The following is a 26,146-nucleotide window of genomic DNA, read 5'->3' on the forward strand; positions in this document are numbered from 1 at the left end:
GCGGTGATCGCACAAAACTGTGCGGCCATGAAAAAGCCCACCAAAAGGTGGGCTTCGTGTGTCGCTACGCCGCTCAGAACAACTTGAGTTTCGGCGCTTCTTCTTTCACTGGCTCATTCTTCGCCGTCTGTTCGTTCCAACCACCACCGAGGGCCTTGTACAAGGTCACTTCGCTGGTCAGTTGGGCCAGGCGGTCGGTGATCAGCGTTTGCTGGGCAGCGAACAGCTGGCGTTGGGCGTCGAGGAAGGTCAGGTTGCTGTCGACACCAATGCGGTAGCGACGCTCTGCCAGACGGTAGTAGTCCTGGTTGGCCGAGACGAAATCACGCTGGGCCTGCAACTGTTGGTTGTAGGTCGCACGTGCCGCCAGGCCGTCGGAGACTTCCTGGAATGCGGTCTGGATCGACTTCTCGTAGGTCGCGACGTTGATCTCTTTCTGGATCTTCGAGTAGTCCAGGCTTGCGCGCAGGCTACCGGCGTTGAAGATCGGGATGTTGATCTGTGGCGCGAACGACCAGGTACCCGAGCCGCCCTTGAACAGGCCGCCGAGGTCCGGGCTCAACGTACCGGCATTGGCGGTCAGGCTGATGCTCGGGAAGAACGCAGCCCGTGCCGCGCCGATATTGGCGTTGGCAGCCTTGAGGTTGTGCTCGGCCTGCAGGATGTCGGGACGACGTTGCAGCAGGTCTGAAGGCAGGCCAGCCGGTACTTCGCTCAACAGGTCGTCGGACAGCGGCTGAGTAACGAGATTCGCCGGCAGGCCGGTGCCCAGCAGCAGGGTCAGGTTGTTTTCGTCCTGGGCCACCTGGCGGGTGTAGCGGGCCAGTTGCACACGGGCGCTTTCAACCGAGGTGCGCGCCTGGCTCAAGTCCAGGGCCGAGGCTACGCCGACTTCGTTGCTGCGCGAGGTGAGCTTGAAGCTCTGCTCGTAGGCGGCCAGGGTGTCCTGGGTCAGCTTGAGCAGTTCCTTGTCCGCTTGCCAGGTCAGGTAGGCATTGGCCACGCTGGCCACCAGGCTGATCTGCGTGCTGCGGCGCGCTTCTTCAGTGGCGAAGTATTTCTGCAACGCTTCTTCGCTCAGGCTGCGTACCCGGCCGAACAGGTCCAGCTCGTAGGCGTTGATCCCGAGGGTCGCCGAGTAGGAGCTGGTGATGTTCGATTCGCCGGTTTGCGAGGCCCGTGCCGGAACGCGCTGGCGGCTGCCGCTGCCATTGGCGCCGACGGCCGGGAACAGGTCCGCACGCTGGATGCGGTACTGCGCGGCAAAGGCGTCGATGTTCAGCGCGGCGACGCGCAGGTCACGGTTGTTGACCAGTGCAACCTGGATCAACTGTTGCAGGGCAGGGTCGTGGAAAAACTGCTTCCAGCCCTGTTCGGCCGCGGCCTGGCTCGGCGCCTGGGCCGACGAATACGCCGGCCCCTGCGGGAATTGGGCGGCAACCGGCGCTTCAGGCTGCTGATAGTCAGGGATCAGCGAGCAGCCACTGAGCACAAATGCCGTGACTGCCAGGGAAAGTAGCGACTTGCGCATTAGCCAGCCTCTTTAGGAGTTTGCGGTGTATCGGACTTGTCAGTTTTTTTCCGGCTGCCAATGGCGGACACGGTCACGAAGAACAGTGGCACCCAGAAGATCGCCAGGACGGTAGCGGTGATCATACCGCCAATTACCCCGGTACCGATTGCGTGTTGGCTGCCCGAACCTGCGCCCGAGGAGATCGCCAGCGGCAGTACACCGAGGACGAACGCCATGGACGTCATGATGATCGGACGCAGACGCATGCGGGACGCTTCGATGGCCGCCTCGACGATGCCCTTGCCCTGTTCATGCAGCTCCTTGGCGAACTCCACGATCAGGATGGCGTTCTTCGAGGCCAGGCCCACGGTCACCAACAACCCCACCTGGAAGAACACGTCGTTGGACAGTCCCCGCAGGCTGGTAGCCATCAGTGCACCGATTACACCCAGCGGCACAACCAGCACCACCGCAATCGGAATCGACCAGCTTTCGTACAGCGCTGCCAGGCAGAGGAACACGACCAGCAACGACAGGGCGTACAGCGCAGGCGCCTGGGAGCCGGACAAGCGTTCTTCATAGGACAGGCCGGTCCAGGCATAGCCCACACCCGCTGGCAGTTGCTTGGCGATACGCTCGACTTCTGCCATCGCATCACCGGTGCTGTAGCCCGGCGCCGGGGTCCCGAGGACTTCCATTGCCGCTACGCCGTTGTACCGCGACAGTTTCGGCGAACCGAAGATCCAGTTGCCAGAGGCAATGGCTGATAACGGCACCATTTTCCCGTCGTCGGCGCGTACGTACCATTTGTTCAGGTCTTCCGGGGACATCCGGCCAGCGGCATCGCCCTGGATATAGACCTTCTTCACCCGACCACGGTCGATGAAGTCGTTGATGTAGCTGCCACCCAGGGCAATCGCCAGGGTCTGGTTGATGCTCGACAGGCTGATGCCCTGGGCGCTGGCCTTCTCGTCGTCGATGGTCAACTCATACTGCGGCTCATCGTTCACACCGTTTGGACGCACGCCAGCAAGAATCTTGCTTTGGGCCGCCATGCCGAGGAACTGGTTACGGGCGTTCATCAAGGCATCGTGACCAACACCGCCCTGATCCTGCAGGAACACGTCGAAACCCGTTGCGTTACCCAACTCCAGTACCGAAGGCGGCACGATGGCGAACACCATGGCGTCCTTGAAGGTCTGGGAGAAGTAACCTTGGGCCCGCTTGGCCACCTCGAATACCGACATCGAGGCATCCCGCTCGTCCCATGGCTTGAGCATCACAAACGCCAGGCCCGAGCTTTGGCCACGACCGGCAAAGTTGAAGCCGTTGACGGTAAACACCGACTTCACGGCCGAACCTTCACCCGGTTCGCCTTCCTTGTCGTTGAGCAGGTAGGCACGCATGTCGTCGATCACGGTTTGCGTACGCTCGGCGGAAGAACCGACCGGCGTCTGCACCTGGGCGAAGATCACACCCTGGTCTTCCTCGGGCAGGAACGCGCTCGGAATACGGGTGAACAGCCAGATCATGCCGGCGAAGATGATCAGGTACACCAGGAACGAAGGCGCCTTGTGCTTGATCATGTTGCCCACGCCACGCTCGTAGCTCAGTACGCCACGGTCGAAGGTGCGGTTGAACCAGCCGAAGAAACCACGCTTGGGTTGCCCGTGTTTCTCAGGGTCGATCGGCTTGAGCATGGTGGCGCACAAGGCCGGGGTGAAGATCAGTGCAACCAGCACCGACAGGGCCATCGCCGACACAATGGTGATGGAGAACTGTTTATAGATCACACCCGTGGAGCCGCCAAAGAATGCCATCGGCAGCAGTACCGCCGACAGTACCAGGGCAATACCCACCAGGGCGCCCTGGATCTGGCTCATGGACTTGACCGTCGCCTCCTTGGGCGACAGGTGTTCCTCGGCCATCACCCGCTCGACGTTTTCCACCACCACGATCGCATCGTCCACCAGCAAGCCGATGGCCAGGATCATGCCGAACATGGTCAAGGTGTTGATGGTGAAGCCGAAGGCCGCGAGGATGCCGAATGTACCCAGCAATACCACCGGTACCGTCATGGTGGTGATGATGGTGGCGCGAAAGTTCTGCAGGAACAGGTACATCACCAGGAACACCAGGATGATCGCCTCGACCAGGGTATCGACTACCCCGGAAATCGATTCGGTCACCACGGGGGTGGTGTCATAGGGAACCACGGCTTTCATGCCAGGCGGGAAGAACGGCTCCAGGGACGCGACCGTGGCGCGGATGGCCTTGGCGGTGTCCAGGGCGTTGGCGCCCGAGGCCAGTTTGATCGCCATGCCGGAAGCCGGCTTGCCGTTGAACTGGGCGCTGATGCTGTAGTTCTGACCACCCAGCTCGACCCGGGCGACATCGCCCAGACGCACTTGGGAGCCATCGCTGTTCACGCGCAGCAGGATCTTTTCAAACTGCTCGGCGCTTTGCAGACGGGTCTTGCCGATGATGGTGGCGTTCAACTGAGTGCCGGGCAGAGCAGGCAGGCCGCCCAGTTGGCCGGTGGCCACCTGTACGTTCTGGGCCTGCACGGCGGCGCTGACATCCACCGGGGTCATCTGGAAGTTGTTCAACTTGGCCGGGTCCAGCCAGATACGCATGGCGTACTGGGAACCGAAGACCTGGAAGTCACCGACGCCAGACGTCCGCGAAATCGGGTCCTGGATGTTGGAAACGATGTAGTTGGACAGGTCATCCTTGGTCATGGTGCCGTCTTCGGACACCAGGCCGATCACCATCAGGAAGTTCTTCACCGACTTGGTTACGCGGATCCCTTGCTGCTGCACTTCTTGCGGCAGCAATGGGGTCGCCAGGTTCAGCTTGTTCTGCACCTGGACCTGGGCGATGTCGGGGTTGGTCCCCTGGTTGAACGTCGCGGTGATGGTCATGCTGCCGTCGGAGTTACTGTCCGAGGCCACATAACGCAGGTTGTCGATACCGTTGAGCTGTTGCTCGATCACCTGCACCACGGTGTCCTGCACGGTTTGTGCGGACGCGCCTGGGTAGGTCACCTGGATATCAATGGCGGTTGGCGCGATGGCCGGGTATTGGTTGATGGGCAACTTCAGGATCGACAGTGCCCCGACCAGCATGATTACCAGGGCTATTACCCAGGCAAAAATGGGACGGTCGATAAAAAATTTCGACATGTATTACTCCCCTTTGCCAGCGGCGGCAGGAGCAGTACCGGCAGGCTTGGCGTTGGTGGCTTCCTTCGCTTCAACCGTGATGCCCGGCTTGATGAACTGCAAGCCTTCGGTGATCACACGGTCACCGGCATTCAGGCCCTTTTCCACCAGCCAGTAGGCACCGGCGGTACGGTTGGCCACCAGCACGCGCTGTTCAACCTTGTTGTCGGCAGTCACCACCAGCGCCGTCGGGATACCCTTGATGTCGCGGGTCACGCCCTGTTGAGGGGCGAGGATTGCCTTGCTGTTCACACCGGCCTGCAATTGCGCGTGGACAAACATGCCCGGCAGCAGGGTGTGGTCAGGGTTGGGGAACACGGCGCGCAGGGTTACCGAACCGGTGGTCTGGTCGACCGACACTTCGGAGAACTCCAGGCGGCCTTGCTGGCTGTATTCGCTGCCGTCTTCCAGGGTCAGCTTGACCATGGCCGCGTTTTCACCGGCTTTTTGCAGTTGGCCGCTTTCCAGGTCGCGACGCAGCTTCAGCATCTCGGTGGACGATTGCGTGACGTCGACGTAGATCGGGTCCAACTGCTGGATCACGGCCATGGCATCGGCCTGGCCATTGCTGACCAGTGCGCCCTCAGTGACCGAGGAGCGGCCGATACGCCCGGAAATCGGGGCGAATACCTTGGTGTAGCGCACGTTGATCTGGGCGCTCTGCAGGTTGGCTTCCGAGGTCATGCGGTTGGACACGGCGGTGTCGTATTCCTGGCGGCTGACGGCCTGCTCGTTGACCAGTTGCTTGTAGCGGTCGGCAATCGACTTGGTCTGCTGCAGGTTGGCCTGGGCGCTTTTCAGGGTGGCCTCATAGACCGACGGATCGATCTGATAGAGCTGCTGGCCTTCCTTGACGTCGCCGCCTTCCTTGAACAGACGCTTGAGAATGATGCCGTTGACCTGCGGGCGCACTTCCGCGATGCGGAACGCAGTGGTGCGCCCCGGCAATTCGGAGGTCAGGGTATAGGCTTGAGGTTGAATGGTGACCACGCCGACCTGAGGGGTTTGAGCGGGCGGCGCCGCTTCTTCCTTTTTACATCCGCTGAGCAGCGATGCCAGGGCGACGGCAGTGACCAGAGCGGTAACAGCTGGCTTAAGTTGCATGAAGATCCTCGGGTCAGGCGCGCTTGATGCGCACAAGAAGTGTGGAAGGGTAAAAAACAGGCATTGAGTAGATAAGTAGCTTGCTAGGCAATATACTTACGTTCATGGTTGTTTGTAAACTCTTGACAGGCTTCGCGGATTCCTTACAAGGCAGCGCTGAAAGCCTCGATTCTATTACGTTCGGCGCCCATGAAGGTGTCGTCCCATAATTATTCAGAAGGTGGTCATCAACCACCGATCGTGTCCTGATTGAGGTGTTACTGCCATGGTTCGTCGTACCAAAGAGGAAGCTCAGGAAACGCGTAGCCAAATACTTGAAGCCGCCGAGCAAGCCTTTTATGAGCGCGGCGTTGCGCGCACTACGTTGGCAGATATCGCGGCCAGGGCAGGGGTGACGCGGGGCGCGATCTATTGGCACTTCAGCAACAAGTCGGACCTGTTGCAGGCACTGCTCGACACGCTGCACGAACCGCTGGACGAATTGGCCAGGGCCAGTGAAAGCGAGGATGAGGTAGATCCGCTGGGCTGCATGCGCAAGCTGCTGATCCATCTTTTTCATCAGGTGGCCCTGGACCCGAAGACTCGGCGCATAAATGAGATCCTGTTCCATAAGTGCGAATTTACCGATGAAATGTGCGACATGCGCCGTCAGCGCCAGACCCACAGCCTTGAGTGCAACCTGCGCATCGGCCTGACGCTGCGCAATGCAGTCCACCGCGGGCAACTCCCGGAAAACCTCGACACCGCTCGCGGGGCGGTGTGTATTCACGCTTATATCAATGGGCTTATTGGCCAGTGGCTACTGGTGCCTGACAGCTTCGAGCTGTATCAGCAGGCCGAGCGTCTGGTGGATATAGGGCTGGACATGCTGCGCCTGAGCCCCGGCCTGCGCAATTGATACAAAATGCGTAATTACGTTCGTTTGTGTCAACAGTAAAGCCCAAGGACGGTCAATCGTCCTTCCGACTTATTTGTGGGGTGACTTTATATACGCGCTGGCGCCGGGTTGAAAGGTAGCCGGCTAAGTATTTTGTAGCGATATTGTTGCATTGCTGTGAAGGAGTGTTTCCTACAACGGATGGCTCACATAAAAAGCCCCGGCTCTCACGAACCGGGGCTTTTGCGTTTCTGCTTTTGTGTAGGAGCGAGCGTGCTCGCGAAGAACGTTAACGATAACGCAGTGCATCTGGTTTATTGCGGCGTTCTCAGGTTTTTCGCGAGCACGCTCGCTCCTACAGTGGCAGGGTCGGGTAGTCGATGTAACCGACCGGGCCCTTGGCGTAGAAGGTCTGTGGGTTCGCTTCATTCAGCGGTGCATCGGCCTGGAGGCGCGCCGGCAGGTCCGGGTTGGCGATAAACGGTACGCCAAAGGCCACCGCATCCGCCTTGCCCGAAGCCAGCCAAGTGTTGGCGCTGTCCTTGGTGAAGCGCTCGTTGACGATGTACGGGCCACCGAACGCGGCCTTCAGTTGTGGGCCCAGGCTGTCGCCGGCTTCCTTTTCCCGGGCGCAGATAAAGGCGATGCCACGCTTGCCCAGTTCACGGGCGACGTAGGTGAAGGTTTCTGCCAGGTTGTCATCGCCCATGTCGTGGAGATCGCCCCGCGGCGACAAATGCATGCCCACGCGGCCGGCGCCCCAGACTTCGATCACTGCATCGGTCACTTCCAGCAACAATCGTGCACGGTTTTCCAGGGACCCGCCGTACTCGTCAGTGCGCTGGTTGGTACTGCTTTGCAGGAACTGGTCGAGCAGGTAACCGTTGGCGCCGTGCACTTCCACCCCATCAAAACCGGCAGCCTTGGCGTTTTCGGCACCCGCGCGGTAGGCGTCGACGATATCCGCGATTTCTGCGGTTTCCAGGGCCCGCGGGGTCGGGTAGTCCGCCAGCGGGCGTACCAGGCTGACATGGCCTGCCGGCTGGATGGCGCTCGGTGCCACCGGGGCTTCGCCGTCCAGGTAGGACGGGTGCGAGATACGCCCTACATGCCACAGCTGCAGGAAAATCTTGCCGCCTGCGCCATGCACGGCCTTGGTGATGTTGGTCCAGCCGCGCACCTGGTCGTTGGACCAGATGCCCGGGGTGTCCGGATAACCCACGCCCATCGGCGTCACCGAGGTGGCTTCGCTGAGGATCAGCCCGGCGGAGGCCCGCTGCACATAGTATTCAGCCATCAGCGCATTGGGTACGCGGCCGGCATCGGCACGGCAGCGGGTCAGTGGCGCCATGATGATGCGGTTGGACAGTTGCACATCGCCCAGTTTGATCGGATCGAAAATAGTCGTCATCGCAAACGCTCGTCTGTTCCAAGTGATTAATTAGTGGCCGGCGCCAGGTCGGCATCGCCGCTCTGGCGGAACGTGATCAGCGTGACCACCAGCGCCAGGATCGCCAGGGCCGCAGCTGCCAATGGCACGCTGGTCAGGCCGAAACCGTGGGCAATCACGCTGCCGCCAACCCAGGCGCCCAGCGCGTTGCCGATGTTGAAAGCGCCGATATTGAGGGTCGAGACCAGGTTGGGCGCGGCCTTGCCGAACGTCACCACGTTGATCTGCAGCGCCGGCACGGCGGCAAACGACGCGGTGGCCCAGAGGAACAGGGTGATTTCGGTGGGAATAATGGCGACGCTGGTCCAGGTCAAGGCGGTGGACACCACGGCCATGCTGATAAACACGCCGATCAGGGTGGCTGCCAGGCGCTTGTCCGCCAGCTTGCCGCCAATGATATTGCCCACGGTCAGGCCCAGGCCGATCAGCAGCAGGGTCCAGGTCACGCCTTTGGGCGAGATACCGGTTACATCCCCCAGCAGCGGCGCGACGTAAGTGAAGAGGGTGAACATCGAAGCGGCAAACAGCGCAGTCATGCTCAACGACAACCAGATGCCGGCACCCTTGAGGGCCGCCAGTTCGGCGCGCATGTCGAGTTTTTCTTCATCACGCTTGGCCGGCAGGAAGCGGATCAGGCCGATCAGCGCAATTACGCCAATCACCGTCACGGCCCAGAAGGTCGAGCGCCAGCCAGCTTCCTGGCCCAGCGCGGTGCCCAGGGGCACGCCGAGTACGTTGGCCAGGGTCAGGCCGGTAAACATCAGGGCCACCGCCGACGCGCGCTTGTTGGCCGGTACCAGGTTGGCGGCCACTACCGAGCCGATCCCGAAGAACGCGCCGTGGCACAGCGCGGTCACCACACGGGCAAACATCAGCACGTTGTAGTCACTGGCCAGGGCACAGAGCAGGTTGCCGATGATGAAAATGCCCATCAGCGCTACCAGGGCTGCCTTGCGCGGCAGCTTGGCGGTGGCCAGTGCCATGAACGGGGCACCGATGGCCACGCCCAGGGCGTAGCCGGTCACCAGCCAGCCGGCGCCTGGAATCGACACACCGAGGTCGGCCGCCACATCGGGCAACAGGCCCATGATGACGAATTCGGTGGTGCCGATGGCGAAGGCGCTTAGGGCCAGTATGAGTAGCGAGAGAGGCATCGAGGGGTCCTTTACAGCGGGGGGCTGAGTTCTTCGGTGATGGCTTGGATAAACGCTTGGATCACGTCTTCATTGCGGCGGAAAAAGTGCCATTGCCCGGCTTTCTGGCTGCTGATCAAGCCTGCGCGTTGCAGGGTGGCCAGGTGTGCCGACACGGTGGATTGCGACAGGCCGCAGCGCTGGTCGATCTGGCCGGCGCAGATGCCGTACTCGTGGTTGTGCACTTGCTCGGGGAACTGCACTTTCGGGTCTTTCAGCCAGTTGAGAATGTCTCGCCGTACTGGGTGTGCCAGGGCTTTTATTATTTCGTCGAGGTCAATGGACATGGCAGGGCTCGGTGTTGGTAAAACGTTATATCGCGATGAGGCGAACTTTAAATCGCTATATCCCGATATACCAATACGATTTTGATCTTGTTACCAGATAAATCGGTATATCGGGTTATAACGATACGTTGATGGCAGTGCTAAACTGCGCGCCATGAATTATCTCGCACATCTGCACCTTGGCGGCCAACTTCCTGCACAACTGCTGGGCAGCCTCTATGGCGATTTCGTCAAAGGCCGCCTACAGGGCCAGTACAGCCCGCAAATCGAGGCAGCCATCCAACTGCATCGCTCGATCGACCGCTTTACCGACAGCCATCCACTGGTCGGGCAGGCATTGTCACGCTTCACCCTGACCCGGCGGCGCTATGCGGGGATCGTCCTCGACGTGTTCTTCGACCATTGCCTGGCGCGGGATTGGGCCCAGTATGCCGACCAGCCGCTGGAGCGCTTTACCTCGCAGGTGTACCAGGTGCTGGCGGCAGAGCCGCAGTTACCGGGGCGCCTGGCGCAGATTGCGCCGTATATGGCGGCCGATGACTGGCTGGGCTCCTACCGCGAGTTCGCGGTGATGGAGCAAGTGCTGCGGGGGATTTCCCGGCGCTTGAGCCAACCCCAGGAACTGGGGCAGGCGATGCAGGAACTGCGGCTGTTGTATGAGCCGTTGAGCGAGGACTTCCGGGTGTTCTACCCCCAGTTGCAGGCGTTCTCGAACAATCACTTGGCAATACAGCTCTAAATGTGGGAGCGGGCTTGCTCGCGAAGGCGGTGTATCAGTCAACCTATCCATCACTGACCCACCGCCTTCGCGAGCAAGCCCGCTCCCACACTTGGAACGCTGTTCGCTTCAGGCCGCGTACGCGGGGCGAACCGGCAGTTGCTCGCTTTGCGGCACCGGCCCGAACAACGCCTTGTGCACCGCCTGCTGCGCCTGATACGCCAGCGCTGCACGCTCCTGTCCGGCGCAGGCAATCGGCTTGAGCAGATGAATCTCAACGTCGCCCTGATCATTGGCAAACAGGCGCATCAGGTGCGAGAGCAAATCATCATCACCAATAAACGGTGCGAGCGGATCGATCTGCCCATCGCGCAAATACCGGATAGCCACCGGTTGCAGCGCTACATCGGCATCAATCGCACTGGCCAGTAGCCGGCCATGGAAGGTGCGCAGGCTGCGGCCATCGGTGGTGGTGCCTTCAGGGAACATCAGCAGCGGGTGTTTTTGCTGCAGATGACGGGTCATCTGCTTGCGGATCAATTGGCTGTCACCCGAGCCACGGCGGATAAACAGACTGCCGGCCTTGGCCGCCAGCCAACCGGCCACCGGCCAGGTACGCACCTCGGCCTTGGACAGAAACGACAGCGGCGTCACCATGCCCAGCAGCGGGATGTCGGTCCAGGACACATGGTTGCTGACCCACAGCATCGGCTGTTGCGGCATTTCGCCATGCACGCTCACGCGAAAGGGCAGGGCATTGCTCAAGCGCGCCATGAAAAACCGCGACCAGCGCTGGCGCCGCACCATGGAGTTGGCAACCCCCAGGCGCTCGAACAGACCAAACACCCCGGCCATGCTCAAGCCCAGGCTTACCACCAGCAGCACGCGGGCGATCCGCCCGTAGACCCGCAGGCGCCCCATCACATGGCCGCCTTGAAGTGGCGGGCATAACGCGGGCACAACTCGTCGCGCTTGAGCAGGATGAACACGTCAGCCACCTGGAAATCCTCGTCCCAGCATGGCTCACCGCAGATCTTCGCGCCCAGGCGCATGTAGGCCTTGAGCAGCGGCGGCATTTCGGCGATGACGTTGGACGGCAGGTCCAGGCTCGGCAGCGGTTTTTTCGGCTCGGCGCGCAGGTGTTCGTTGCACAGGTAGCGTTCGCGCAAGCGTTGCATGATTGCGTGGGCCTGGATGCCACCGTCGTGCATCGGGATGCTGGCGCAGCCCATCAGGTAGCTGTAGCCGCCCTGGTTGAGCACTTCGGCCAGTTCGCCCCACAGCACCGCGATGGTGCCGCCGTTGCGGTAGGCCGGGTCGACGCAGGTACGACCGATCTCCAGGATCGGCCCTTGCAGATGCAACAGGCCGTGGAGGCTGAATTCTTCTTCGCTGTAGAACCGGCCCAAGGTGCTGGCCGCCTGGTGATCCAGCAGCCGGGTAGTGGCAACCAGTCGCCCGGTGTTCAAGTCCCGTACGCCAATGTGGCTGCAGTGAACATCATAGTCATCCATGTCCAGGCCCAGCTCCGCGCCTTTCAGCTTGGCATTGAACTCGCCGCTGAAAACGGTGAAACGCAGGGCCTGGGCTTCCTGCAAAGCCTGGGCGCCGATCAGGCGTTCGGCTTGCAGACGGCGTTCATTGCCGGTGTCACTGATGCGGGCGATCTGAGTCATGGCGAGTCTCCAGGTGCCGGCCAGGGTTGCGGCCAGTCGACTTTGTTGTGCAAAGTCAGGCTATGTACCCCCGGTGTCATCTCCATGAATCTACGGTGACGCTTAGATGACAGCCCCCAAGGAGCCCTCCATGCCCTGGCACGCTTTGCTCGATCGACCCGACCGACTGCCCGTCCACGCCAACCTGGCCGAGGGCTACAGCGTTTTATTGCAACGCCTGGGGCAGGTGACGCCCTTCGAATTGGCAACCCAGGGTGCGCGCCTGATGGCCACGCCCGGCCTGGCGTTTCTGGTGGGTTATCAAGCAGCTTTGCGCGCGTTATGGCCCAGCGCGCCCCACAGCCTGGGCGCCTTGTGTGCGACCGAACAGCGCAGCCTGCGCCCAGTGGACATGCAAACGCGCCTGGACGACTTGCGCCTGAGCGGGCGCAAGGACTTCGTCACCGCCGGCGATGCCGCCGACTGGCTATTGATCGCCGCGCGTTGCGAGGCCGCCGATGAAAAACCGCGCCTGAGCCTGGCAGTGGTGCTGGCCGGCGAACCCGGCGTACGCGTCGAGCCCTTGCCCGCGATCCCGTTGATGCCCGATATCAGCCACGGGCGCGTCCACCTCGACCATGCCGCCTGCGAGCGTTTGCCAGGGGATGGTTGGGACGACTACGTCAAACCCTTCCGCACGCTGGAAGACACCTATGTCTTGAGCGCGATGACCGCCTGGCTGCATGGCATCGGCCAGGAGTGTGATTGGCCCCAGGCCCTGCGTTTGCAGTTATTGGCGTTGCTGGCCGGCTGCGCTGAAGTCATTCGCCAGCCCACGGCCTCGGCGGCAGGGCATGTGTTGTTGGGGGGATTGTTTGCGCAGTTCGAGGCGCTGAAGCCGCAGGTCAATCAAGCGATGAGTGAAGGGGCGTGGGCCGCCATGTGGCAGCGCGACCAAGCCGTGCTGGACCTTGCCGCCAGCGCCCGGGCCAAGCGCCTGGAAAAAGCCCTGAACCCATCCCCTTGAGCTTATGTGGCGAGCCCGCTCGCCACGACAGCTTTAGCTGCTTGGGTTTATGCGGCGCGGCAAACCGATGGCCTGTCGCCAAACCGTCATTTATCTGCATTAGGCTCGCGGGTTTGAATGCCCCCGAGTGCTTGTCCATGGTCAAAGGCCTGCTGTGCGTCGCCATGCTGCTGTTCACCGCTACCGCACACGCCCAGGCCTGGCCGGCGAAGGATTGGGCCCAGGGCGTGCAATTGACCGGCCCCGCCGTGAAGGCCCTGGAGGACTATGCCTTCCCGGCCCGCAATGACCTCACCCGCCAAGGCATCCGCACCGACGCGTTGCTGGTGATCCGTGACGGCGAAATCATTTATGAGCGCTACGCTGCGCCCACTACCGCCAGCACGCCGCACCTGACCTGGTCCATCAGCAAAAGCCTGATGGCCACGGTATTGGGCGTTGCCTACGGCGAAAACCGCTTCAAGCTCAGCGACCCGGTCGCGCGTTTCTATCCGCCGATGAAGCAACACCCGAGCATCACCCTGGCGCACCTACTGAACTGGACCTCGGGCCTGGACTGGCAGGAAGACTACGAATACGCGCCGCTGAAATCCTCGGTGGTGGCCATGCTCTACACCCGTGGCCATACCGATATGGCGGAGTTTGCCGCCGACACTCCTACCTTCGCTGCAGCGGGCCAGGCGTTTCGCTACTCCAGCGGCGACAGCAATCTGGCGTCCGCCGCCCTCAAGGGCATGCTTGGCCATAAGGCGTATGTCGATTACCCGTGGACCGCGCTGTTCACGCCCTTGGGAATTGGCAGCGCCACCTGGGAAAGTGACGCCAATGAAACCTTTGTCGCCTCGTCCTATGCCTATATGACTGCCCGCGATCTGGCGCGCATTGGCTTGTTGATGGCGCGGGACGGGCGCTGGGGCGAGCGGCAATTGCTGCCCAAGGCGTGGGTCGACTTCAATCGCCAACCCCTGGCGCAGTACATCGCGGGCCAGGACGAAGCGGTGCCCGGCGGCCACTGGTGGCTCAACCGTCAAGTGCAGGGCGCTGCCCGGCCCTGGCCGGATGCGCCCGACGATACCTTCGCGGCCCTGGGCCACTGGGGCCAGGCGTTGTATGTGTTGCCCCAGGCAAGGTTGGTGATCGTGCGCTATGGCGATGACCGCGATGGCAGCTATCGCCACAATGAACTGCTCAAGCGCGTGCTTGTGGCGGTGCAGCCATGATCCGTCGTCGGCCGTTTATCAGCCTGTTTCTCCTGTTGTTGCTCGCGGTGCTGGGTTGGACCTGGCACGAGCGCGTCAACCTGCAAGCCTTCCCCGACATCATTGCCGCCTACACCGCCAAGGAGTACTGCTCGTGCCGGTATGTGGCGGGCAACCCGGCTGACTATTGCCTGGGCTATGTGAAGCAATACATCCCCACCAGCGCCTTTGCCGATCACCCGGATACGCGCCTGGTCACCGCCAGTGGCCTGGGCCGCAGCCACAGCGCCCAATGGCTGGGCGAGCGCCAGGGCTGTCGCCTGCTGCCCTGAGGTTCCACAGGGTGGAACCACCTTTGATTGTCCTCGCACGCCCATCGCGGTTATCTGTGGCGGTGCCACAAAAAAGAACGGGAATACCCGCCTGCGAGGAGAGTCACCATGAGCCCACACCAGCACATCCTGGATTGGCTGAGCGATGTCGCCAGCGACCTGCACGCCGTGCGCCAGGATATCCACGCCCACCCCGAACTGGGGTTTGAAGAAAACCGCACCTCGGCCTTGGTCGCCCAATCCCTGAAAAACTGGGGTTATGAAGTGCATACCGGCATCGGCCAGACCGGCGTGGTCGGCGTGCTTCGCAATGGCAGCAGCTCGCGCACCCTGGGGATTCGGGCCGACATGGACGCCTTGCCGATCATCGAAAACACCGGCGTCGCCTACAGCAGCCAACACGCCGGCTGCATGCATGCCTGCGGTCACGACGGTCACACCACCATGCTGCTGGGCGCCGCGCGTTACCTGGCGGCGACGCGTCAGTTCGATGGCACCCTCAACCTGATTTTCCAGCCGGCCGAAGAAGGCCAGGGCGGCGCCGAAGCGATGCTCGCCGATGGCTTGCTGGAGCGCTTCCCCTGTGACGCGCTGTTCGGCATGCACAACATGCCCGGCTTGCCTGCCGGCCACCTGGGCCTGCGGACCGGGCCGATGATGGCTTCCCAGGACCTGCTCACCGTGACCCTCGAAGGTGTCGGCGGCCACGGCTCCATGCCGCACCTGACCGTCGACCCGCTGGTCGCCGCCGCCAGTACGGTCATGGCCTTGCAGACGGTAGTGGCGCGCAACATCAATGCCCAGGAAGCGGCGGTGGTCACGGTCGGCGCCCTGCAAGCGGGGCAAGCGGCCAACGTGATCCCCCAGCAGGCCGTATTGCGCCTGAGCCTGCGCGCGCTCAACGCACCGGTGCGCGAGCAGATGCTGGAGCGGGTCAAGGCGATCATCCAGACCCAGGCCGAGAGCTTTGGCTGTACCGCGCAGATCGAACATCGCCCGGCCTATCCGGTACTGGTCAACCATGCCGACGAAACCGAGTTCGCCCGCCAGGTCGGCATTGCCTTGCTCGGTGAAGCGGCGGTCGACGCCAATACACCCAAGCTGATGGGCAGCGAAGACTTCGCCTGGATGCTCCAGCGCTGCCCCGGCAGCTACCTGTTTATCGGCAACGGCGTGTCGCGGCCGATGGTCCACAACCCTGCCTATGACTTCAACGACGAGATCCTGCTGACCGGTGCCGCCTACTGGGGTGCCTTGGCCGAGAGCTGGCTCAAACCGGCCTGAACCCCCTGCCTTTTTCCTGCCGCTGGACCTTTTGCTCAACAGGTTGAATGGAGTGTTCTCATGCAGACTTCAATAAAAGGCGTGTCCCGCACCCGGCAAGTGGTAGCGGCGGTGGTCGGCAACGCGCTGGAGTGGTACGACTTCATCGTCTACGGCTTTCTGGCCAGCATCATCGCCCGGCAGTTCTTCCCCTCGGACGACGAATACGCCTCGCTGTTGATGGCCCTGGCCACTTTCGGCGTGGGTTTCTTCATGCGCCCGGTGGGCGGCATCCTGCTGGGCATGTACGCCGACCGCAAAGGCCGCAAGGCCGCCATGCAACTGATTATCCGCTTGATGACCGTGTCCATCGCGCTGATCGTATTTGCCCCCAACTACGCCGCCATCGGCATGGGCGCGCCGCTGTTGATCGTGGTGGCGCGCATGCTCCAGGGCTTTGCCACGGGCGGTGAATATGCCAGCGCCACGGCATTCCTGGTGGAAAGCGCGCCGGCCCATCGCAAGGGCCTGTACGGCTCCTGGCAATTGGTCGGGCAGTGCCTGGCGGTGTTTGGCGGCGCGGCGATGGTCGCGTTGGTCACGCACTTTTTTACTCCAGAAACCCTCGACTTGTGGGGCTGGCGCCTGCCGTTTGTGTTCGGCCTGCTGATCGGCCCGGTGGGCTTGTGGATTCGCCGGCATATGGAAGACCCGGAGGAATTTATCGAGGCGCGCAAACAGGCCACCGGCCCGGCGCCGAGCCTGATGACGGTGCTGCGTGAGCATCGGCGCAGCATCCTGGTGAGCATGGGCCTGGCCTGTGGCGCGACGGTGTCGTTCTACGTGGTGCTGGTGAATATGCCGACCTTCGCCCACAAGAACCTGGGCCTGCCCCTGGACCAGGTATTGATGGTGCAGATGTTCGCCGTGGCGCTGATGACCGTGGTGATTCCGCTGTCTGGCCTGCTGTCCGATCGCCTGGGGCGGCGGCCGGTGTTGATGGGCTTCACCCTGGCGTTTTTCGTGATGGTTTACCCGCTGTACGTGTGGGTCGCGGCGGCGCCGTCCATTGAGCGGTTGCTGGTGATGCAAGTGATGTTGTGCATCGCCATCGGCGGCTTCTTCGGCCCGGCGCCGACGGCCCTGGCCGAGCAGTTTCCCATCGAGGTGCGCTCCACCGGGGTGTCAGTGGCCTACAACGTGGCGGTGATGGTGTTTGGTGGCTTTGCTCCGCTGATCGTCACCTGGCTGAGCAAGGAGCTGGGCACCCCGGTGGCCCCGGCGTTTTATGTGCTGTTCGCTTGCGTCCTGACGCTGCTGGGCACTTACTGCATGCATGAGGCGCCGAGGGCCGCAGCACCGGCGCGCTTTACCAAGGGAGTGAAACCTTGAACATTGTTGAACTCGATGCAATTGCGTTGTCCCAGGCGATCCACGCCCGGCAGGTGTCGTGTCACGACGTGATGCAGGCTTATCTGGCGCAGATTGCGCGTTTCAACCCGTCGGTCAATGCCCTGGTGTCGTTGCGCGACGAAGAGCACGTGCTGGCCGAGGCCCAGGCCTGTGACCGAGAGCTGGACCAGGGCCGCTCCCGTGGCTGGATGCATGGCATGCCCCAGGCGATCAAGGATCTGGCGGCAACCAAGGGTTTGCGCACGACCATGGGCTCGCCACTGTTCGCCGAACAGGTGCCCGCTGAAGACGCCATCGCCGTGGCGCGGGTACGGGCCAGTGGCGCGATTATCATCGGCAAGAGCAATGTGCCTGAATTCGGCCTGGGCTCGCAGACCTACAACAGCGTGTTCGGCACCACCGGCAATGCCTACGACCCCGCCTTGGTGGCCGGCGGCAGCAGCGGCGGGGCGGCGGTAGCCTTGGCGTTGCGCATGCTGCCGGTGGCCGACGGCAGCGACATGATGGGCTCGCTGCGCAACCCGGCGGCGTTCAATAACGTGTTTGGCCTGCGCCCGTCCCAGGGCCGCGTGCCCCATGGGCCGGCGCCGGAGGTGTTTGTCCAGCAGTTGGCCACCGAAGGCCCGATGGGCCGCAGCGTGGCGGATGTGGCGCGGTTGTTGAGCATCCAGGCGGGCTTCGATGCGCGGGTGCCGTTGTCGCTCAAGGACGATCCGAGCGTATTCGGTGCGCCGCTGGCCCGCGACTTCAAGGGCGCGCGCCTGGGGTGGCTGGGGGATTACAACGGCTATCTGCCGATGGACGATGGCGTGCTTGGCCTGTGTGAATCAGCCCTCGGCGATTTCAGTGCGTTGGGCTGCGAAGTGGAAGGCTGCCAGCCGGACTTTTCCATGGAGTGCCTGTGGCACACCTGGCTGGTGCATCGTCATTGGCTGGTGCAGGGCGCGCTGGGGGCGGCGTATGCCGACCCGCAAAAACGTGGGTTGCTCAAGCTGGAAGCACAGTGGGAAGTGGAGGGCGGCCTGCAGCTGAGCGCAGCGGATGTGTATCAGGCCTCGTTGGCGCGCAGCGAGTGGTACCGCGCGCTGGCCAAGTTGTTCGAGCGTTACGATTTTCTGCTGTTGCCCAGTGCCCAAGTGTTCCCTTTCGATGCACAACAGCACTGGCCGCGCGTCGTTGGAGGGCGAACCATGGACACCTATCACCGCTGGATGGAGGTAGTGATCGGCCCGACATTGGCCGGCCTGCCGAGCATGAGTGTGCCGGTGGGCTTCAACCTCCAAGGCTTGCCCATGGGCCTGCAAATCATCGGCCCGGCCCAGGCGGATCGCGCCGTACTGCAACTGGCCTACGCCCATGAGCAACTGACGCATTGGGTCCAGCGCCGCCCTCCGCAATGCTTGAGGGCGAACGCCTGAGGGGAGGGCGGCCTGTATCTTGCTGTGACATTCGATCATCCATCAGCAACCGGGAGATCAGCCATGGGCAGCAACGCCGACACGGGGACTGTGCGTTCAGTGGAGCGGGCACTGGCCATCATTGAGTTGCTCGGCGAGCACCAGGCCCTGGGGCTTGAGGAACTGCATTACCTGACGCGCCTGCCCAAGGCCACGGTGTCGCGGATGTTGCTGACCTTGCAGGAGCAGGGCTGGATCTACCGTGGCCTGAGCGACCGGCGTTATCGCATCAGCGCCCAGCGTTTGTTCGGCGATACCCAGCAACGTTTCAAGCGCCGCCTGGTGGAGTGTGCGGCGCCGTGGCTGCTGGAACTCAGCGAGCGCACCGGGTTGGTGGCGGACTTGTCGAATTTCGACGGCGAGCGCCTGGAAGTCATGGAAAGCGCGATCCCCACGGTGCTGCGCAAGCTCTACCCCAACAACTGCCAGATCGTCGGCCAGCATGCCAGCCTGTTCCATTCGGCCATGGGCAAGGCGTGCCTGGCCGAGTTGGCGGCGGATGAAGTCCAGCGCCTGGCCAGCCGCGAGCATGTGCCGGCCGACGATCAGTACCGTGCGTGCGAGCAATCCCAGCACCAGGGGTTTGGCCAGCGTACCGAAGGGTACTGGGAGTATCCGGTGCGCTTGCCATTCCTGATCCGCGCGGTGGCGCTGCCGGTGCGGGCCAATGGGCGGCTGGTGGGGAGCATGGCGTTGCATTGGCCGATGCACCAGGCGCCGGTGGAACGGGTGTTGAGTCTGCATCTGGCTAGCCTGGAGGCGACCGTGCAAGGCGTGCAGCACGCATTGGCCTGACGCCGGATCGGGCTTGTGTGGGAGCGGGCTTGCCCGCGATAGCGGTGGGTCAGTCAACTATCTATTAACTGACCCTCTGCTATCGCGGGCAAGCCCGCTCCCACATTTAAATTGCCGGGGCCGTTAGATTGCGTGCGGCAAGCCGGCCAGTTAATGTTCGGGCAGGTTTTTCTCCGTGCGAGTGTTCAATGTTCAACACATCCATCCTCAAGCCCCTGGCGCTCTTGCTGCTGGCCGCTGCCGCCGTGCCTGTGCAGGCCGCCTGGTACCTGGATAACGAATCCTCAAGGCTGTCGTTCGTCACCACCAAAAACACTGACCTGTCTGAAGTCCAGCGCTTCCTGGTGCTGCACGGCAAGGTCGATGACAAAGGCGCAGCGCAGTTGGAAGTCGAGCTGGAGTCGATCAACAGCGGCATTCCGCTGCGCGACGAGCGCATGCGCAACGACCTGTTCCAGATCAAGACCCACCCCGATGCGCTGATCAACGCACAAATCAACCTGCAACCTATCAACGACCTGGCCACCGGCGCGCAGTTGGAGTTGCGCCTACCGCTGTCGGTCACCCTGCATGGCAAGACCCAGACCTACAACGCCGAACTGCTGGCGACGCGCCTGGATGACCGGCGTTTCCAGGTGGTGACCCTGGAGCCGCTGGTGTTGCACGCCAAGGATTTTGACTTGCTCTCTGGCGTAGAGACTTTGCGCAAGGCTGCCGGGCTGGACGCGATCAGCCTGTCGGTGCCGGTGGGTGCGGTGCTGATTTTCACGGCGCGCTGACATGAGCGGCGCAGTGTTCCCCTGGCGCAGCGCCAACCGCTTCGAATTGCTGATCGACGGCCCGAACTTTTTCCCGCAGATGCTGGTGGCGATCGCCCGCGCCGAACGCCAGGTGGAGCTTGAGCTGTATCTGGTGGAGGCGGGTGCCTGTGCCGAGCAGATGGTCAAGGCGCTGGTGCACGCGGCCGAGCGCGGGGTGCAGGTGCGCTGCCTGTTCGATGACTACGGCAGCCTGGCATTTACCCTGGGCCTGCGGCGCCGCTTGACCGATGCCGGCGTCGAGTTGCGCTTCTACAACCGCCTGCGCTGGCGCCGTTGGATGCGCAACCTCTACCGCGACCACCGCAAGCTGCTGCTGGTCGACCAGAGCATCGCCGTGGTGGGCGGCACCGGGGTCACCGATGAGTTCTGGACGCCAGGGCAGGACACCTGTGAGTGGCACGAAGTCATGGTGCAAATCAGCGGCCCGCTGGTGCTCGACTGGCAAGCCCTGTTCGACCGCCAGTGGCGGGTCAACGACCACCGCCGTGCCTGGAAGCCGGCCACGCATTTTGGTTTGCCGCGCCTGCCCAAAGTGCCGGCGACCGGCCCGGGCCTGGGGCGGGTGGCGTATGCCGATGCGGGCCAACATCGGGACATTTTGCAATCGCTGATCCGCGCCCTGAACAGCGGCCAGCGGCGTATCTGGCTGGCCACGCCGTACTTCTTGCCCACCTGGGGCGTACGCCGGGCGCTGCGCCGCGCAGCCGGGCGCGGTGTGGATGTACGCCTGCTGCTGACCGGGCCGCGCACCGACCATCCTTCGGTGCGCTACGCCGGGCACCGTTATTACCCGCGCCTGCTCAAGTCCGGGGTGCAGATCTTCGAATACCAGCCCTGTTTCCTGCACCTGAAGATGGTGCTGGTGGACGATTGGGTGAGCATCGGCTCGTGCAATTTCGATCACTGGAACCTGCGCTTCAACCTGGAGGCCAACCTGGAAGCCTTGGATCCGGAGTTGACGCTGGCGGTGGCGGGCAGCTTCGAGCGCGATTTTGCCCAGAGCCAGGCGGTCAGCCTGGAGGCATGGAAGGCCCGGCCATTGTGGCGGCGGGTCAAACAGCGGGTGTGGGGCTGGATTGATCGGTTGGTGGTCAACCTGCTGGATCGAAGAGGTTAGGGAGCACACCGCCAATCCAATGTAGGAGGCTGGCTTGCCTGCGATGGCGGCACCTCGGTCTATCAGTGCCACCGAGGTGTTGCCATCGCAGGCAAGCCAGCTCCCACATACAGCTTTGAATCAGAGCAGTTCGAAACTCTGCTGCTGCACGTCCTGGGAGTCCAGGCCGATCTGCACATTGAACTGGCCAGGTTCGGCCGCGAACTTGAGCTGGGTGTTGTAGAACTTCAAGTCATCCTCGGTAATGCTGAAGTGCACCACTTTCGATTCGCCGGCCTTGAGCAGGATCTTCTGGAAGTTTTTCAGTTCCTTGATCGGGCGGATCATCGAGCCGGCCACGTCCTGGATGTACAACTGCACCACGGTTTCGCCATCCACCTTGCCGGTGTTTTTCAGGGTGACGCTGGCGTCGAGCTTGCCGGTCTTGTTCAGGGTGGTGGACGACAGCGCCATGTCCGACAGGCTGAAGCGGGTGTAGCTCAGGCCATAACCAAACGGATACAGCGGGCCTGTGGTGTCATCGAAGTACTGCGAGGTGTAGTTACCCGGTTTGCCCGGCGTGAATGGCCGGCCAATGGTCAGGTGGTTGTAGTAGGTCGGAATCTGCCCCACGGAGCGTGGGAAGGTGATCGGCAGCTTGCCCGACGGGTTGTAGTCACCGAACAACACGTCGGCAATCGCGTTGCCGCCTTCGGTGCCGGCGAACCAGGTTTCCAGGATCGCGTCGGCTTGCTGGCTCTCTTCGAGGATCGACAGCGGCCGGCCGTTCATCAGCACCAGGACCAGCGGCTTGCCCGTGGCTTTCAAGGCCGTGATCAGGTCGCGCTGGCTTTGCGGGATGTTCAGGTCGGTACGGCTCGATGACTCGTGGGACATGCCACGGGACTCGCCCACGGCGGCTACCACCACATCGGCGTTTTTCGCGGCCTTGACCGCTTCGTCGATCAGTACCTGGGCCGAGCGCGGATCATCCACCACTTCCGGGGCATCGAAATTGAGGAAGTTGAGGTAGTCCACCACCGCCTTGTCGCTGGTGATGTTGGCGCCACGGGCGTAGATCACTTTGCCCTGTTCACCGATCACCGCGTTCATGCCGTCCAGCAGGGTCACCGATTGCGCAGGTTTACCGGCGGCGGCCCAACTGCCCATCATGTCGATGGGTGCCTTGGCCAGCGGGCCGACCAGGGCGATGGTCGCGGATTTCTTCAGGGGCAGGGTGTCGTTCTGGTTTTTCAGCAACACCAGGCTGCGCCGCGCAACGTCGCGGGCTTCGCTGCGGTGCAGGCGGCTTTCGGCATAGGTGTCGGCCGGATCGTCCTCGGCCTTGCCGATACGCAGGTACGGGTCGGCAAAAAGGCCCATGTCGTACTTGGCACCGAGCACTTCACGCACGGCGTTGTCGATGTCTTTTTGCTCGATCTCGCCGGATTTCAGCAGCCCTGGCAACTCCTTGCCGTAGAGCTGGTCGTTCATGCTCATGTCGATGCCGGCCTTGATCGCCAGCTTGGCCGCTTCGCGACCGTCCTTGGCGACGCCGTGCTTGATCAGCTCGAAGATCGCACCGTGGTCGCTCACGGTCAGGCCCTTGAAGCCCCACTCCTTGCGCAGCAGGTCGTTCATCAGCCAGGTGTTGGCGGTGGCGGGCACGCCGTTGATCGAGTTCAACGCCACCATCACGCCGCCGGCGCCGGCCTTGATCGCGGCGTGGTAGGGCGGCAGGTAGTCCTGGTACATCTTGACCGGGCTCATGTCGACCACGTTGTAGTCGCGCCCGCCTTCCACCGCGCCGTACAGGGCGAAGTGCTTGACGCTGGCCATGATGCTGTCGGCCTGGGCCGGGCTCGGGCCCTGGAAGGCCTTGACCATCACTTCGCTGATGCGCGACACCAGGTAGGTGTCTTCGCCGAAACCTTCTGAGGTGCGGCCCCAGCGGGCGTCGCGGGAGATATCGACCATCGGCGCGAAGGTGATGTCGAGGCTGTCTGCCGCCGCTTCTTTAGCGGCAATGCGCCCGGAGCGGCCGATGGCGTCCATGTCCCAGCTCGAGGCCAGGGCCAGGCTGATCGGGAAAATGGTGCGGTGGCCGTGGATCACGTCATAGGCGAAGAACATCGGGATCTTCAAGCGGCTGCGCATGGCCGCGTCCTGCATCGGACGGTTTTCCGGGCGGGTGATGGAGTTGAACGTGCCACCAATGCGCCCGGCGGCGATTTCCTTGCGGATCATCTCCCGCGGCATTTCCGGGCCGATGCTGATCAGGCGCAATTGGCCGATCTTTTCATCCAGGGTCATCTGCCCGAGCAGGTCGCTGACGAACGCGTCCTTGTCCTTAAGCGCAGCGGGCTTGGTCTCGGCAACGACGGAGTGACTGGCCAGAGTGGCAACAAGGCCCAGCAAACACAGCTTTTTCATGAATATCCTTTTTCGGCGTACTGCGCAGCATCACGTAAACACTGCTCGGCCAAAATGTGGGGAGCGACTATTGTTGTTCGGGTGTTGTGTGGGTAAATACCGCACACTTGCGGGCTCTTTATGAACTATCCATAAAGAAGGGCATCTTTTAGCTGATTGGCTCGCTGTAATCCAGTAGTGGCGGATTATGCCCCAAGCGCGTGATGTATAGGGTCAGTCGTCAAATTCCATAAGGTTGGTCAGGAGACACACCATGCAAGCAGCACAGACTATTCGATGGGGCTGGAAAGCCGCGGCCCTGCTACTGATCAGCAGCGTGCTGAGCGGCTGCGGCATCAACAAGATCCCGACCCTGGACGAACAGGTCAAGGCGGCCTGGGCCCAGGTGCAGAACCAGTATCAACGGCGCGCCGACCTGATCCCCAACCTGGTGGAAGTGGTCAAGGGCTATGCGGCCCATGAGCAGGACACTCTCACCGCCGTGATCGAAGCGCGCGCCAAGGCGACCTCGATCCAGGTCGATGCCAGCACCCTCGACAACCCGGAAAAACTCAAGCAGTTCCAGCAAGCCCAGGAAGGCCTGAGCGGTGCCCTCAGCCGCCTGATGGTGGTGTCTGAACGCTATCCGGACCTCAAGGCCAACCAGAACTTCCTGGCCCTGCAATCGCAGCTTGAAGGCACCGAAAACCGCATCAGCGTGGCCCGTCGCGACTTTATCGCCGCCGTGCAGGCCTTCAATACCGAGATCCGCACGTTCCCTGGCCGCCTGTGGCACAGCGTGATGTACAGCGACTTGCCGGTGCGCGCCAACTTCGAGGCCACCAGTGCCGATGCCGATAAAGCGCCACAAGTGAAATTCTGATGACCCTGCGTGCTGGGTGGCTGGCGGCGCTGCTGCTGGCCGTGAGCCTGACTGCCCAGGCGGCGCCGGATTTTCCGGCGCTGACCGGACGGGTGGTCGACAACGCGCAGATGATCGACCCGCCGGTGCGTGCGCAACTGAGCCAGCAATTGCAGGCGCTGGAGCAGACCAGCGGCGACCAGATCGTGGTGGTCACGGTGCCCGACCTGCAAGGCCTGCCCATTGAAGACTTCGGTTATCAACTGGGCCGGCACTGGGGCATCGGCCAGAAGGGCAAGGACAACGGTGCGCTGTTGATTGTGGCTCGCGACGAGCGCCAGTTGCGCATCGAAGTGGGCTACGGCCTGGAAGGCGTACTCACCGATGCGCAGTCGTGGGTCATCATCAACCAGGTGATTGCGCCCAAGTTCAAGGCGGGCAATTTCACCCAGGGCATCAGCGACGGCGTGGCCGCCATGATCCAGGTGGTTGGTGGCGAGCCGCTGGCCGTGCCGGCCCATGTGGCTGATCCCAACTTCGCCAAGGACAACCCGGTATTCTCCATCGGCTTGTTCATTCTGTTGCTGGTGGTGTTGTGGCTGTGCAACCGCATGGGCCTGCCGGTAGGCGCCATTTTGCTGGCGATTCTCAGCAGCAGTGGGCGTGGCGGCGGCGGTGGCGGGGGCGGTGGCTTCAGGGGCGGCGGTGGCGGTTTTGGCGGCGGCGGGGCTTCGGGTGGCTGGTAATGACAATAACTAAAGAGCATCTACAACCATGGCTTTACTGACAGAACACGAGCAGCGCCAAGTGGCCGAAGCGATCGCCAGGGTCGAGCAACAGACCGACGCCGAACTGGTGACCGTGCTGGCCGCCCGCGCCGACGACTACGCCTACATCCCGCTGCTGTGGGCCAGTGTGGTGGCGTTGGTGGTGCCGGGGATCGTGCATTACCTGTCGGGCTGGTTGACCATGCACACGCTGCTGCTGGCGCAATGGGCGACGTTCATTGTGCTGTGCCTGGTGTTCCGCCTGCCGGCCATCACCACCCGCCTGATCCCGCGCTCGGTGCGGCATTGGCGCGCGTCGAACCTGGCACGCCGGCAGTTCCTGGAGCAGAACCTGCACCACACCCTGGGCAGCACCGGGGTACTGATTTTTGTCAGCGAGGCCGAGCGTTACGTGGAGATCCTGGTGGATGACGGGATTTCCCAGCGCCTGGATGACAGCAGTTGGGATGCCATCGTCAAGACGTTTACCCAGCAGGTGAAACAGGGGCAGACGTTGACCGGGTTTATCACGTGCATCGAGGCCTGTGGCGAACTGCTCAAGGTGCATGTGCCCCAGACCCACACCCGTAACGAACTGCCCAACCGCCTGATCGTCCTCAAGTAACCGGTGGGGGCTGCCGTCTGTGGGAGCTGGCTTGCCTGCGATAGCATCACCTCGGT

The 26,146-nt window shown here is 62.5% G+C and carries 23 protein-coding genes; 14 read left to right on the plus strand and 9 right to left on the minus strand.

The genetic code is table 11. The features are described from left to right. Positions 1–73: 73 nt before the first annotated feature. The 3 genes from adeC to FIV38_RS20845 are packed head-to-tail and all read right to left on the minus strand — an operon-like array spanning position 74 to position 5,841. Positions 74–1,531 carry an AdeC/AdeK/OprM family multidrug efflux complex outer membrane factor gene (adeC, locus tag FIV38_RS20835; RefSeq protein WP_029297052.1) on the minus strand — a complete coding sequence of 486 codons (1,458 nt, stop codon included), beginning with the start codon at positions 1,529–1,531 and terminating at the stop codon, positions 74–76. Further along, the gene (locus FIV38_RS20840; RefSeq protein ID WP_029297050.1) at positions 1,531–4,698 is read right to left on the minus strand and encodes an efflux RND transporter permease subunit; all 3,168 of its coding nucleotides are present in this window, start codon (positions 4,696–4,698) and stop codon (positions 1,531–1,533) included. Before FIV38_RS20840 ends, adeC begins: the two co-directional genes overlap by 1 nt. Positions 4,699–4,701: 3 nt before the next feature. Next, the gene (locus FIV38_RS20845) at positions 4,702–5,841 is read right to left on the minus strand and encodes an efflux RND transporter periplasmic adaptor subunit (protein ID WP_029297047.1); all 1,140 of its coding nucleotides are present in this window, start codon (positions 5,839–5,841) and stop codon (positions 4,702–4,704) included. Positions 5,842–6,106: 265 nt separating this feature from the next. Here FIV38_RS20845 and FIV38_RS20850 point away from each other — a divergent pair, with 265 nt between their 5' ends. Beyond that, positions 6,107–6,739, plus strand: a complete 633-nt coding sequence (locus tag FIV38_RS20850) for a TetR family transcriptional regulator (protein WP_029297045.1) — start codon at positions 6,107–6,109, stop codon at positions 6,737–6,739. Between the two features lie 334 nt (positions 6,740–7,073). On the opposite strand, the gene FIV38_RS20860 is transcribed toward FIV38_RS20850, so the two are convergent. From FIV38_RS20860 to FIV38_RS20870, 3 genes are read right to left on the minus strand one after another with little or no spacing between them, the layout of a single operon-like run. Next, a complete protein-coding gene (locus tag FIV38_RS20860) occupies positions 7,074–8,129 on the minus strand; it encodes an alkene reductase (RefSeq protein WP_092234132.1) in 1,056 nt (351 codons plus the stop codon). Positions 8,130–8,155: 26 nt separating this feature from the next. Then, positions 8,156–9,322, minus strand: a complete 1,167-nt coding sequence (locus FIV38_RS20865) for an MFS transporter (protein ID WP_032858023.1) — start codon at positions 9,320–9,322, stop codon at positions 8,156–8,158. 11 nt (positions 9,323–9,333) lie between these two features. Further along, complete coding sequence (locus FIV38_RS20870; protein ID WP_029297039.1) at positions 9,334–9,648, minus strand: ArsR/SmtB family transcription factor; 315 nt, start codon at positions 9,646–9,648, stop codon at positions 9,334–9,336. A 154-nt stretch (positions 9,649–9,802) separates the two neighbouring features. On the opposite strand from FIV38_RS20870, the gene FIV38_RS20875 reads away from it, so the two are divergent. Further along, a complete protein-coding gene (locus FIV38_RS20875) occupies positions 9,803–10,387 on the plus strand; it encodes an acyl carrier protein phosphodiesterase (RefSeq protein WP_092234135.1) in 585 nt (194 codons plus the stop codon). A gap of 108 nt (positions 10,388–10,495) precedes the next feature. Here the strand turns inward: FIV38_RS20875 and FIV38_RS20880 are convergent, their stop codons facing one another. Next, positions 10,496–11,287: a lysophospholipid acyltransferase family protein gene (locus FIV38_RS20880; RefSeq protein WP_092234138.1), complete on the minus strand. Its 792-nt coding sequence runs from the start codon at positions 11,285–11,287 to the stop codon at positions 10,496–10,498. Then, on the minus strand, positions 11,287–12,042 hold the full coding sequence (olsB, locus tag FIV38_RS20885) for an L-ornithine N(alpha)-acyltransferase (RefSeq protein ID WP_029297033.1): 756 nt from the start codon (positions 12,040–12,042) through the stop codon (positions 11,287–11,289). Before olsB ends, FIV38_RS20880 begins: the two co-directional genes overlap by 1 nt. Before the next feature lie 130 nt (positions 12,043–12,172). On the opposite strand from olsB, the gene FIV38_RS20890 reads away from it, so the two are divergent. The 9 genes from FIV38_RS20890 (at position 12,173) to FIV38_RS20930 (ending at position 21,445) form a co-directional block, all read left to right on the plus strand. Then, entirely contained in the window at positions 12,173–13,048 is an 876-nt protein-coding gene (locus FIV38_RS20890) for an acyl-CoA dehydrogenase middle domain-containing protein (RefSeq protein ID WP_092234140.1), read from the plus strand. A gap of 137 nt (positions 13,049–13,185) precedes the next feature. Further along, positions 13,186–14,268 (plus strand): serine hydrolase domain-containing protein, encoded by a 1,083-nt coding sequence (locus FIV38_RS20895; protein WP_092234143.1) that lies wholly within the window; start codon positions 13,186–13,188, stop codon positions 14,266–14,268. Continuing rightward, a complete protein-coding gene (locus FIV38_RS20900; RefSeq protein WP_029297027.1) occupies positions 14,265–14,579 on the plus strand; it encodes a hypothetical protein in 315 nt (104 codons plus the stop codon). The genes FIV38_RS20895 and FIV38_RS20900 overlap by 4 nt, the downstream gene beginning before the upstream one ends. A 108-nt stretch (positions 14,580–14,687) precedes the next feature. Beyond that, positions 14,688–15,863 carry a M20 aminoacylase family protein gene (locus FIV38_RS20905; protein ID WP_092234147.1) on the plus strand — a complete coding sequence of 392 codons (1,176 nt, stop codon included), beginning with the start codon at positions 14,688–14,690 and terminating at the stop codon, positions 15,861–15,863. 60 nt (positions 15,864–15,923) lie between these two features. Next, entirely contained in the window at positions 15,924–17,234 is a 1,311-nt protein-coding gene (locus FIV38_RS20910) for a citrate-proton symporter (protein ID WP_029297023.1), read from the plus strand. Further along, positions 17,231–18,673, plus strand: coding sequence for an amidase (locus tag FIV38_RS20915; protein ID WP_092234150.1), 1,443 nt, complete (start codon positions 17,231–17,233; stop codon positions 18,671–18,673). Before FIV38_RS20910 ends, FIV38_RS20915 begins: the two co-directional genes overlap by 4 nt. Positions 18,674–18,736: 63 nt before the next feature. Beyond that, positions 18,737–19,507: an IclR family transcriptional regulator gene (locus FIV38_RS20920; RefSeq protein ID WP_029297019.1), complete on the plus strand. Its 771-nt coding sequence runs from the start codon at positions 18,737–18,739 to the stop codon at positions 19,505–19,507. Between the two features lie 188 nt (positions 19,508–19,695). Then, complete coding sequence (locus FIV38_RS20925; protein ID WP_070995786.1) at positions 19,696–20,286, plus strand: YceI family protein; 591 nt, start codon at positions 19,696–19,698, stop codon at positions 20,284–20,286. Between the two features lies 1 nt (position 20,287). Beyond that, positions 20,288–21,445 carry a phospholipase D-like domain-containing protein gene (locus FIV38_RS20930; RefSeq protein WP_092234153.1) on the plus strand — a complete coding sequence of 386 codons (1,158 nt, stop codon included), beginning with the start codon at positions 20,288–20,290 and terminating at the stop codon, positions 21,443–21,445. Between the two features lie 120 nt (positions 21,446–21,565). Here the strand turns inward: FIV38_RS20930 and bglX are convergent, their stop codons facing one another. Next, positions 21,566–23,857: a beta-glucosidase BglX gene (gene bglX, locus FIV38_RS20935; protein WP_070995788.1), complete on the minus strand. Its 2,292-nt coding sequence runs from the start codon at positions 23,855–23,857 to the stop codon at positions 21,566–21,568. A gap of 253 nt (positions 23,858–24,110) precedes the next feature. Between bglX and FIV38_RS20940 the strand changes: the two genes are divergently transcribed. Genes FIV38_RS20940 through FIV38_RS20950 form a run of 3 tightly spaced genes read left to right on the plus strand, consistent with a single transcriptional unit; the run spans position 24,111 to position 26,090 of the window. Next, entirely contained in the window at positions 24,111–24,719 is a 609-nt protein-coding gene (locus FIV38_RS20940; RefSeq protein WP_029297013.1) for a LemA family protein, read from the plus strand. Beyond that, positions 24,716–25,444 (plus strand): TPM domain-containing protein, encoded by a 729-nt coding sequence (locus FIV38_RS20945; protein ID WP_371923397.1) that lies wholly within the window; start codon positions 24,716–24,718, stop codon positions 25,442–25,444. The genes FIV38_RS20940 and FIV38_RS20945 overlap by 4 nt, the downstream gene beginning before the upstream one ends. Before the next feature lie 28 nt (positions 25,445–25,472). Continuing rightward, positions 25,473–26,090, plus strand: a complete 618-nt coding sequence (locus tag FIV38_RS20950; RefSeq protein WP_029299129.1) for a TPM domain-containing protein — start codon at positions 25,473–25,475, stop codon at positions 26,088–26,090. The last annotated feature ends 56 nt before the right edge of the window (positions 26,091–26,146 follow it).

It is taken from the genome of Pseudomonas proteolytica (assembly GCF_007858275.1).
GTDB lineage: Bacteria > Pseudomonadota > Gammaproteobacteria > Pseudomonadales > Pseudomonadaceae > Aquipseudomonas > Aquipseudomonas proteolytica.